This window comes from Endozoicomonas sp. YOMI1 (assembly GCF_024606345.1).
Taxonomy (GTDB): domain Bacteria; phylum Pseudomonadota; class Gammaproteobacteria; order Pseudomonadales; family Endozoicomonadaceae; genus Endozoicomonas.
The window spans coordinates 1-11423 of record NZ_JAHHPM010000048.1 but is presented as its reverse complement, the minus strand read 5'-3'; the positions used below and the strand labels follow the sequence as shown (position 1 = coordinate 11423).

7 protein-coding genes are annotated in these 11423 nt (G+C 56.9%); all 7 read right to left on the bottom strand.

Features of this window, described 5'->3' with window-relative positions; genetic code table 11:
* Positions 1 to 147: 147 nt before the first annotated feature.
* Entirely contained in the window at positions 148 to 1317 is a 1170-nt protein-coding gene (locus KDK15_RS01960; protein WP_257293686.1) for a CDP-alcohol phosphatidyltransferase family protein, read from the bottom strand.
* A 2-nt stretch (positions 1318 to 1319) separates the two neighbouring features.
* Positions 1320 to 2921 carry an AMP-binding protein gene (locus KDK15_RS01955; RefSeq protein WP_257293685.1) on the bottom strand — a complete coding sequence of 534 codons (1602 nt, stop codon included), beginning with the start codon at positions 2919 to 2921 and terminating at the stop codon, positions 1320 to 1322.
* Entirely contained in the window at positions 2921 to 4030 is a 1110-nt protein-coding gene (locus KDK15_RS01950; protein ID WP_257293684.1) for a hypothetical protein, read from the bottom strand. The genes KDK15_RS01955 and KDK15_RS01950 overlap by 1 nt, the downstream gene beginning before the upstream one ends.
* Positions 4014 to 6767 (bottom strand): phosphoenolpyruvate synthase, encoded by a 2754-nt coding sequence (locus KDK15_RS01945; protein WP_257293683.1) that lies wholly within the window; start codon positions 6765 to 6767, stop codon positions 4014 to 4016. Before KDK15_RS01945 ends, KDK15_RS01950 begins: the two co-directional genes overlap by 17 nt.
* The gene (locus KDK15_RS01940; RefSeq protein WP_257293687.1) at positions 6764 to 9541 is read right to left on the bottom strand and encodes a phosphotransferase; all 2778 of its coding nucleotides are present in this window, start codon (positions 9539 to 9541) and stop codon (positions 6764 to 6766) included. The genes KDK15_RS01945 and KDK15_RS01940 overlap by 4 nt, the downstream gene beginning before the upstream one ends.
* Entirely contained in the window at positions 9538 to 10473 is a 936-nt protein-coding gene (locus tag KDK15_RS01935) for a UbiA family prenyltransferase (protein ID WP_257293682.1), read from the bottom strand. The genes KDK15_RS01940 and KDK15_RS01935 overlap by 4 nt, the downstream gene beginning before the upstream one ends.
* Positions 10474 to 10762: 289 nt before the next feature.
* A partial coding sequence (locus KDK15_RS01930) for a hypothetical protein (protein ID WP_257293681.1) occupies positions 10763 to 11423 on the bottom strand: 661 nt, incomplete at its 5' end.

Below are 11423 nucleotides of genomic sequence, written 5' to 3'. Positions count from 1 at the left end.
ATGGTCCGCCCCGCTCCCAAAACGGCTTCAAATGAGCCAAGATAGAATGAGTTGTTCGGACATGAAGCGTCAACAGGCCCTGAGCACAAGGGAAAAACCTTCCGGTTAAAACAAAAACAATATGTCTTGCCACTACAACACGATGAGTCACCTGGCGTGACTCTTCAATGCATGCCTGTGGAGCCAGCCTTTGACTAGCAGGGCCAACAGCGGAAAACTGGCGATACACCACATCACAATATCAGTGCTGATGTTCAGCCACAGTGCGTAGACCACGGCCACACCAATGGCAGAATCCAGCTGGTCTGCGGCGATGGCGATGACCCTGCCCTGTGTTGGTAACTGGCCAGCCGCAATACCCAGGCGGCGTTTCACCCAGGAGTTGGGCAGCTCTGCCAGTACATACCCCAACCCAGCTAAGGTGCCGCTAAGCCATAACGGCTGCCCTGAGAATGGCGAAGCTGCACCCAGCAGCCACTCCAGCGGATACAGCAGGCAGGCCCCGGCGGCCGTCAGTAAGGGAACCACGACCAGCCCCCGCCAGGTTTTGTTGGCCCCGAATGCCCGGTACCAGATGGGTTTTGCCAGCGCCGGAAAATCATCGCGGCTGACCACGACCATATGCAGTATGCCGCCAATCACTAACGGAATCTGCAGGTACAGCGCCTGTATCAGTGCCTTGGCCTGACCCGTGTCAGCGCTGGCAGACATCCATAACAAAAAACCGCCCAGGGTCAGGGGGAGAATGTGTTTCAACGAGGAAAACTTAAAGAAACGCCCCCTGCGTACCATCCGGTAACTAAAGATCAGCAATGCGGCTACCAGCAGCCATTGCGCCAGCACCATCGGTAAAATACCCAGCGTGTTCAGCCAGATCACCGGGGCAATAATAAACAGGCTCCAGAACACCGGCATGCCCTGATAGGCCAGCTCATTGGTGCTATCTGTGCCGTCATCCCCGATATTGCCGGTTTCATTAAAGACAGCCAGCCGCACACAGCCGCAGGCCACCATGATCATCAGGGCAAACAGCAAAACGCCACTGTCTCCCCATTGCATGACGATCAGGGCTGGCGTAACCAGATAGATCAGTACATCCATAAAGCCATCAAGATAGCGGCCAAAATTCCGGGTCAACTGCCAACGCCGCGCCAGCATGCCATCCAGGGCATCGGTGGTCATTGCCAGATAGAGCAGTGCCAGTGCAGACATGAATCGGTGCTGCAGGGCTTCATGCATGGCCAGCAAGGTCAGGGGCACGCTGATCAGAGTGATGCAGTCCACCCGGTTCAGGCGAATTAACCACGGCGATGCCATTATTATTCTCCCTGTTCCAGCATCAGCCGTTCCAGGGCATGAAAGGCCCCGGCACGCAATCCCGGCCGGTCAATTTTACTGTTATGCCGACCGTCCACCGGCATGGTGTCCAGACGAATCAGCTGCCAGTGCCCGGCGGGTAAACAGGTCATCAATGTCTGCTTGAGCTGTGCTAACCCGAGGGGCGAGACAACAAACAGGCAGAGCTGCCCGCCACATTGCACCACGGCACTGCGGACAACGTTGTCCAGCCTGTCAAGCTGCTGTTCCAGGGGTAAGGGCTGGCTCAGGCCATCCGCCAGTTGGACGGCATCGGCCAGTCGTCCGGTCAGCCAGAGGTGATTGCACTGATCGAAATAGCCCACGTCCCCGGTACGGTGCCAGACATCCCCCCCGGGGCGGGGAATTTTATTGGCCATGTCCGCCCGGGCATTCCGATAATAGCCCTGCAATACATGGTTACCGGCCACCAGAATCTCACCTTGTTGGTTCGGCAGGCACGCGTTGGGTTGACCCTGGTCATTGACGGTGGCCACCAGGACTTCCGCTTCATCAACCACCGTGCCTACCAACAAGCCCTGTTCGGGGTTGGCACCGTTCAGATAATCGTCAATGTTTAGTACGGCGATGGGCTCCGCTTCTGTGGAGCCGTAGGCGATACGGGCAAGGGCATTGGGGAAAGCCTGGCGCAGCTGTGCTGCCAGGGACAGGGAGACCGGCGCACCGCCAATACTCAGGCCGGTCACCTGGGGCAGGGTCTGGTGATTAGCCAGCAGGTAAGCACAGATCGCCGAAAAATAAGCCGGTGCACCGCTAACCCGCACCACCTGATGCTGCCGCCAGTGCTCTACCAGCGGCTGAGCGGCTACGCTGCCCGGCGTGGCCAGATCCACCCTGGGCAGCACCGTGCTCATACCGCAGCTGAGATTATGAAGCACCAGTACCGGAAAACAAGGGCTGTCCACCTCGCCATCACCGTTGGGCCAGTGTCGGAGGATGGCAAAATGCTGCTGATCGAGACTGTGGTGGGTGCGGTCAGCCCCTTTGGGCCGTCCGGTGCTGCCGGAGGTAAAAGAGATCAGTCCGTGATCGCCACTCACTGGTGTCATTAACTGCAGTTCGTCGTTGGCCTGCACCGCCATGGGCAGGGCCCGGAAGAACAGGCCACCACCGTCCAGCGACCAGCTTTTCAGGCGACGCAGTTCCGGTACCAGCCAGCGCCGCCGCAGCAGCGCCCGGACGCTGACAATCGCGCTGGCATCGGCATCCTGTAGTGCCTGGCGAATTTTTTGTTTGCCCATACCGGTATCGATAAACACCGCCACCAGGCCACTGGCCAGCAGGCTTAATACCACGGCATAGAGTGCGGTTGAGGGTTGGGCGATCACCACCACCCGGTCTCCCGCCCTGAGCCCCTGACCCGGCGCCCGACCGTTATTGAGCCAGTGCCGTTGCAGGGCCCCCGCCAGCCGGTTCAGCTCCCCATAGGTGATGGTCTCTTCACCCAGGCAGCGCAGTCCCTGCATACGGGGAATCCGCAGGGCCAGACGGTCCGGATTGGCCCGGGCCTGCAATAGAAAGTGGCGACTAAAATTGTCTGTCATTAACAATCCTGCCCAGTACCAAGGTTTTTTTGATACAACGCATAGACCCGTTGCTGATCGTCACTGATAAACCGGCGGCCAAATGACAGCGACGGGTTGTCTTCCCGCACCAGCGCTGCGGCACCTCGCTGATAGTAAGGCCCACCCCATACCGACAACTGCATCGACATCAGGGTATACAGGCCCGCCCGGCGATAATCAGGATGCACTGCAGCGGTTTTCGCCACCCCCATCCGTGGATTGGTCAGGCGATCAAAGTGATCCGAAAAATTCACGCTGTCTGCCGATACCTGACCGGCGCGGATCAGGGGGCTGTAATCGGGAAAAACCAGGAAGTAAGCGGCAATATCATCGTGTTTTCCGGTCACCAGTACCGAACTGTGTGGACACAGACGCCGGGCAAACCCATCTCCGCAGGTGGCGATAAACTGCTGTTCACTGATGGATGAATAGCCAAAGCTGCCACGAAACATCTGGTCAGTGAGGGGGTATAATTCGGGCAAGCGTTCGCGCCAGATATCGCCGGTCAGGGGCTGAAACCGGAACTGCCCGTTCAGTGCCGCTTTCCCCTGGTGCAGAAGCGGTGCCAGCAAAGTAACCAATGCATCCGGATCATTATTGATCTGGGTGTAATAGCGATAACGGATCTGATAACCAAGGCCGGACAGCAGCTGTGGATAATAGTCGGGATTGTAGGGTTCACCGATAAATGGCGCTGTCTGGGCCCCGTCCCCCTGTGCCGACAAACGAATCCGGTTCATACCATAGAGATTGCCATTGATCGGGCCGTAGACCGTTACTGCGCCCTGGGCAGCAGCCCAGCTTTCAAAGCGATGGAACAGCTCGGCATTGGCCAACCGGTTATTATCGGTTTCCCAATAGCCAAAATAGGCCACCGGCTGGCCATCAATCCGCAGCCGCGGGTCAAAAAAGCCGGCCAGGCGGCTGCCTTCAAGGCACTCGGCCCAGACCCGGCCACCGGCCCTGCAGTAGTGGCTGTCGTCGGCAAAAACGGCGGCAACTGCTTGAGGGTCTTCCCCCAGCCAGAATTCGTCCTGCCGGTAAACATCGGCAGCGATTTGAAAAAACGGGTCAGGCAGTTGCATCATTCTCCTCCTGTCCATGGGCGTCACTGTGGATGCGAACGATCCGGCCGGTACTGCCATCCATGCGAACGGTTTCCCGGTCTTTCAGGGTGGAGGTCAGTCCGGGAACCCCAACCACCGCCGGAATACCCAACTCCCGGGCCACCACCGCTGAATGGCTCAGGGTGGATCCGCGTTCCACCAGAATGCCACCGGCGGAGGGAAACAGCGGTGCCCAGCCCGGATCGGTGCGCACGGTACAGAGAATCTGACCGTTCAGATCCAGAGCATCATCCGGTGAGAAAATCAGCCGGATACTGTTTTCCACGACCCCCGGATAACAGCCGGTGCCCTGCAGCTCTGTTGCAGAGCAAGCCTTCTCTTGCTCATGGGGATAGCGGTAGTCGTTGTTGCAATACACCACGCCACGGGTATAAAAGTGATGGGCTGGTTCTTCTTCTGCCCGATAAGCGGCAAACTCCGCCTTGCGGGCAGCTACCAGTGGCTTCAGCATGGCGGTAACGCTGCGGCCATCGGCGTAACCGTAAATCTCCTCCACCGTCAGATAAAAGATATCGTCCGCTGCATCCAGTTGCCGGTAAAAGGCCAGCTGTTGACCGAGCTGACGGTAAATATCCCGGTAAAGACCAAACAGTCTGGTACGGGCAAGACGCATATTTTCCCGGTGGTGGATCGCTCTGCGCAGTCTGGCCAAGTCCTTTCTGAAGCGTTTCAGTGCCCGGCGACCGAGGGTTTGCTGCAGCATCGGGAACACTTGCTGTTCCGCCTGGTGACGGAATTTTGCTTCGTTTTCCACCAGCGTTGCCAGCGTCAGATCATCGCGGGCCAGAAAATTTTTCAGCACGGCGAACATAAACGAGGGGTCATGGCGTAAGGTGCGTGACTCCAGCTTCAGCTCACCCATGGTGCGATCGCCGTAACGCTCGATATAGTCCAGGCATTGCTGGTGGAACGCCGGAAACTGCTGTTGCAGCCGGGCCAACAGCTGGTCATTGTCTACCTGCTGCAACACCGCCAGCAGTTCTGGCTGAGCCCGGGCCTGATCACAAAGGCGCAGCAGGTATTTGGTGGGCTCGGTACTTTCGATACCCTCTTCACCGGACAGCAGGTTGTTTTGCACCAGTTCCCCGTTGAGTTCCTCATGGTCCAGCGACAACCGGCTGAGCCAGCGTTGCACCCGGCCATTCATCATCATCACATAGAAGTCGTTGACAATGGGCGTGGTCCAGCGCTGCAGTAACTGTTCATCCAGTGAACGACTGAGGGCGATCAGCTCGTCCATGGTATAGGTGTGCAGACGGTGACGTTGTATTCGGTTGTATTGTTTGGCAAACAGTTGCTGGAACTCGGAGACTCGCTGTTCCATCCGGCGAAAATGGCTGAGCATCAGCACCAGTGCGCGGAGTATTTGTGGTAGGCGTGCCAGTTTTTCCATGGTACTGAGGGATCTGTCCCGAATCATATCCACCGGGTCCTGCAACCCCATCATGCGCTCCATATCCGCTTTATTGGTGCTGAATGATGGCAGGAACAACAAGCCGCGATACCAGTTATTGATGTTGTAATAAACCCGGCCCCGAATCAGCCCGAGCATATTGGCCAGCATGCCCTGATGGGCTTGCACCACGGGCTCTTTTACCCCGGCCAAACGCAGGGTTTGCTGATAGACCGTGTGATAGGCACGGCTGGCAAAACTGAAGGTTAAGGGTGTTGTCACACCACAATAGGATTCCTGGATATTGGCGTTATCCCAGACCTGAAGCCGGTCCTGCTCACTGTTACGTTCCGGCAGGGAGGTCACCGGCCGGGCCTGCAAAATATAAATCTGCTGGTCGCAAAGGCACCACTCGATGTCCTGAGGGGCCTGATAGCTTTCGCCGATGGCCCGGCCGATATCCCGCAATGCCAGAATTTGCCGGTCATTGAGACAGGGCTGTCGACGCTGCCCGGCGGCTACGGCACACTCAATCGTGCCACCGTCCGGCCCCTGGCGCAGGGCGATATCTTTATCGGCCACGGTGCTGTGGATGTCATTATCATAGAGATTGACGGTGATTTCATCGGCATTACAAAGACCGGATACCAGCCCCTCGCCACATCCCCAGGTGGCAGAGATCAGCGCCTGACGACGGTTGCCATTCACCGGATTGGCGGTAAACATCACCCCGGAGACCTTGGCATCCAGCATCCGCTGGATGATCACTGCCGCCTGAATATCGGTGATGCCCAGCCCTTTCTGCAATCGGTAGGCTAAAGCGCGGGTGTTATAGGCGCTGGCCATGACCTTGAGCACAGCATCATGAATGGCGGCTTCTCCCTGTTGGTACAGGTAGCTATCCATCTGTCCGGCAAACGAGGCACCAACGGAATCTTCCCCCACCACCGACGATCGCACCGCCCACCGTTCATGGTTCAGCGCCTCCACCGACATGGCTGAACGAATAGCGGCAGCAATCTCAGGATGCAAACCGACGGCCAGCAGCCGTTGCTGAATAGCCGCAGAAACCTGCGCCAGTTGCTGGTTGCCAACCTCCGACTGAGCGGCAAACGGTGCCAGTTGCTGCTCAATCCAGTTGCCCAGCCCCTGCTGTTGCAACTGGTACTGAAAGGCCTCCACCGGGACCACCCACCAGCGTGGCACATTAAAGCCATGTCGGCTGAGCCAGGCCAGATTATGGGCTTTGCCCCCCAGCCGGGCGTCTGCCAGCAGGCCGGCCTGTTGCTGATCATGGCAGGTCACGGTTTCTCCCTGCGCTCTTCGCCCTGTTCACAAAAATCCAGCAGATTGCGGGCGGTGCAGACCACCCGTTCCATAAATGGATAGTGGCGGAAGGTGTGCGCCATCAGGTATTGGGGTAAACGATTAATGACCAGGTCCCAGAGGCTGAGGATAAATCCCAGGTGCCACTGTTCGGCATCAATCACCTCGCCGCTGGCGGCTTGCAGTGTCAGACGATGACGCTCAATCAGTTGCTCCACCAGCCGGTGGTCAAAATCCGGTTGCAGGGTAAACACCAGTAATTCCGCCAGATCGTGCTGAGGCAGTTGTACCGTGGCCAGTTCCCAGTCATAGGCACAGAGGGTCAGCTGTGAGCCATGGCGTCGAAAAGCGATATTGCGTGGGTTGAAATCGTTGTGAATCAACGTTTTCTTCATGCTGTCGATGGTTGGATACCAGGATTTCAGGCTGTAAACCCGCTGGCGAAAACGCGCCATATCCTGCTCAGTGAACCATTCGGGAAACTCCTGCTGGGCATGGGTTCCCAGCAGGAGCCACAGCCGGGTTTTCGCCACCATGGCCTTGGTGGAGGGCAGATCCGGCAGCCAGTCAAATGCCTGTAACTCTTGTTCCCGGCCATACCAGATACTGTGTACCCGGGCAATGCCATCGACGGCCGCATTAAAATGCTCTGGCTGCCAGCCCCGGGTGTCATCGGCGGAATCCATAAGCTCCAGGCCGGTAAGGTGTTCCTGCACCAGTACGTAGGCTTCCCGGGCGCGGTCCTCCCAGGTCATCAAGGTTCTGGGGGCAAAATGGCAGAATCGTTCATCCTGCTGACTCATCACCGCCAACTCACGACGATGGCAATTCTTGAAATCCAGATGATTCCTGAACTCGTTATAGGCATGGGCCAGGCGGGCATCACACATGGCCGCCATGGAGTTCATCATCAGAATGACTTCATCATCCAGGGGTTTTACCTTCACCATCAATTCCAGCGCATCCCCCTGCTCCGGCGTGACCCGGAATGGGAAATGCCCCACCAGTTTATTAATCTTGTGGGCCGTTAATTCGGTGATAATGCTGCTGCCCTGATCCGACATCTTCAAGGGGTGCAGTTCACGCACCCCGGTTCCGGTGCCGGACTCAGCCAGCACCCGGGCAAAAAATGCCTGGTTCAGGTCTGTCTGTTGCAGCCAGGTGACCGGGCGGTTACGTCCCAGCTTTTCATGGGCCCGGGCAAACTGATCACTGGCGATGGCGGACAGGGTGGAGATATCCAGCGCCAGGCAGAAGCCGGCGATCACTTCCGCCAGCTTGTGGGCACACCCCGCCCCGGCACAGCCCAACAACTCCAGACACTCTTTTTGTTGCGGCAAACCGGTGCCACCGCCAACGGTACCCACCACCAGTGAAGGTAACCGCAGGCTGGCATAGACATCACCCTCTTCGGTCAGCTCCATCAGCAACTGCCCGATAGCCGACTCATGAACGCAGGCGATATCCTGACCGGTGGCGGTAAACATAGCCGCTATTACGTTGGCGATATTGACATTGACCCCCACCATGCCGGCGGCAATACTGCCGCCGACCAGGTGGTTGTAAGCGGTGACCAACTGCTGTGCGCTGACTTTCAACACCCGCTGGCATACGGCTTCTGTCAGCAGGGTTTCTGCCAGTACCCGCACCCCCCGGCCCCGGAGATAAGAGTTGTAGGTCACTTTTTTATCGTTGGAGAGGTTGGCATCAATCAGGAAGTTGTCAAACTCAATGGCCGTGAATGACTGCATCTGCTGCAAAATCCACTGACAGGCCTGCCAGGTGCAGGTGGTGGTCATATTCTGACCGGCCGCATCACCGGTTTCGTAGCAAAACTGCAGGTGGACGCTGCGCCCCATCAGTTCGGCATGAACTTCCACCAGATTGGCATAATTGGAATATTTTCGAGTCTGCTCAGTGATTTCCTGCTCATGGTCTTTGACCCACTCGGTAAAAAACAGGGCTGAGGCTAAATCTTTCAGCACAAACACCGGCACACGCAGCATCCGCTGCCCCAGCACCTTGACCCGCACGCCGCCGGAACGGGAAATGGCCGTGGCGCCACGGGTGGCCGAGGCCACCAGCGCCCCCTCAGAGGTGGCCATGGGGGCATAAAACAGACCATGGGCATGCTCTCCCAGGATATGCAGCGGTCCGGCAAGCCCTACCGGAACCTCCACCGAGCCAATAAACGCTTCGACATTGCTGACCAGCGTTTTCGGTGCCAGCCGGGTGTGGGCAACTTCGTCCAGAGGAGCGCCGGTGTTTGCCCGGGCAAAGGCCAGACGGTGCTGACGGGCCGCTTCGGTATACAGACCACGGGCCGGTATCTTCGGTAAGGTACTGATATCGTAGGCCGTCGGTTCGTTGCTGGCGGGCAGGTGCCGCAACAGATAACTGAGCTGCCACAGGATCCGGGCATTTTCTTCGCGCTGTTCTTCACTATTCCCGTCATCCCCGGTATTGCTCAGTAACAGCTGTGGAGAATCACCGTCTTTGCCGGTGTCTGTGCTGCTGACCTGCAGCTGGTACAGGGTAAACCGCTGGCCATTGAGCGTCAGTTGCAACTCTGTGCAGACCGTCCCGGTGGGCAATAAGCTGTCCGGTTTGAGCTGCACACAGAGGGTACTTTTCGATACCTCTATCGCTCGGGCAGTCAACCACTGTCCGCCACATTTCAGGCGAATATCGCAGCGGTGTTCCGGACCAAAGGCATGGCAGGTTTCGCCGCGAACTCTGGAGGCATTACTCATAGGGCACCTCCCCTGAGCAGACCGATAATCACCAGCAGATAGCCCAGCAGCAGGGTCACGGCCACCACCTTCTCGTTGGTTTCCCGACCGGCCAGCGATGGTGCATTGGCAAACCGCAATAACGGCACCACGGCCACTGCCCACACCACGGCTGCCATCAGGCAATAAACGGCTAATCCGTCGATATCGGCCAGCCATAACAGCACTACCTGATTAACCACCATGGCGGAAACCAGCACCAGCACCAGGGTGATTGCACCTTTCACACCGAGAATTCGGGTGTAGGAATCCACGCCCTCCCTCTCTTCTTCCGGCCCCCGTGTTTTCCGGGTGATTTCCGCACAGAAACCACTGATAAAGGCCAGACTCATCATGGCTTGCAATACCGGAGTGCACCGGACTTCCGGGTTGGCGAGCACCGCCAGCCAGTAAACGGCCAGCGGCATAATGGCCATATGGCTCAGAGCGTACAGTAGCAACTGTTTTTCCAGCCAGGGGCCGCAAAAAAACTCCACGCCCATCAGGCACAGCCAGGCAAACAGCAGCCCCCAGGCCAATAATCCGGTTTCACCGGCCATCAGCCAGGACCAGACCAGTTGCACGACAATGGCCACAGCGCCCAGAACCTTCAGATGGAATAAAGTGATCAGGCCACGTTGCAGTATCCGTTGCGGGTGGTTAATCCCATCAATGGCGTAGTCTTTATGCTCGTCAAAAATACGGATCAGCAGAAACAGCCACCAGGTCACCAGACAGGCCGGGATATCCAGCCACTGTATACCCGGGTTTTCTGTCCCGTGACGGGCGACCAGCGCACACGCGAGATAAAGAATAAAAAACAATAAGGCGTTTACCGGTGGAAAACGTTCGCACATCCAGCCGGACAGTCGCCGCCATAACGGATCCTTGTGACTGATTATCCTTTTTGTCATCACCACTCCCGGACACCCTGCATTTGATCTCTCCCTATGGGCGTTGTATCGGTCAGAGTGGTGTTATCCCAAGGAAGGACATCTACCAATAACATCGGCCTGAGCTTTGCCCACATCTGCCCATACACCTGACTGGCCCGCACGCAGCATCCGCATTCGCTCATCCTGTCTCTTAAGCAGAAACCGTTGCCGTTTCGAATCGACCCACAATGTTCAATGCACCAACTTAAGATGCGCTGCTGCCTCTATTCCAGCATGCTGCTTGCGTTTTCGCTTCATTCCTTATTGGCTAAACAACAGTTTCACGGTTTGGACGAATTCGCACAGGTACTAGCATTTTCTGCATTTTTATCTCGCCTTTGTCATTATATCCCCTGAAGCGCTTGTTACTGACCACTGCAAATCCTCTTTGCACAAGCACTCTTTTTGCCTGACGTGATTTCAGGGTTTCCTGGGTTAATGTGCCGAGGCTCATAAGTATCCCCTTGAGTTGCAGTCGTTGTACCTCTTGAGCGATGGCTCCTTGTGTTTCCATACTTAATAAACTGAAACCCTGGCGACACTGCATCTTTTCCAGACGGGTCATCCCTGTTGGCACTCTGACTTGCCTGAGATCATGAAAGCTATTATGGATGCCACGGGAAATCCCGTTTCGGCGATTAGTTTTGCAATCTTTATGGTCAGAACTTTTACAGGTGTGAATGCCTGCACGGCTGGCAATATAGCGCCGGACATTATCATCCAGGTATATTTCCATGTTCTTTAGTGGCAAGGGCGTCAGCTCAAATTTCTCGGTGATCGCCTTGTTATCAGGTTTGAGCTGGTAAGTCTGAACATAGGAATCCGGCCACCGACAGTCTTTACGATTGTTGCCAGTGACTTGTAGCAGATCAGCGGCACCGTGCATGGCGGCTTCCAGTTGCCGTTGAAAGTCCGGTTTCAGGGCAGGG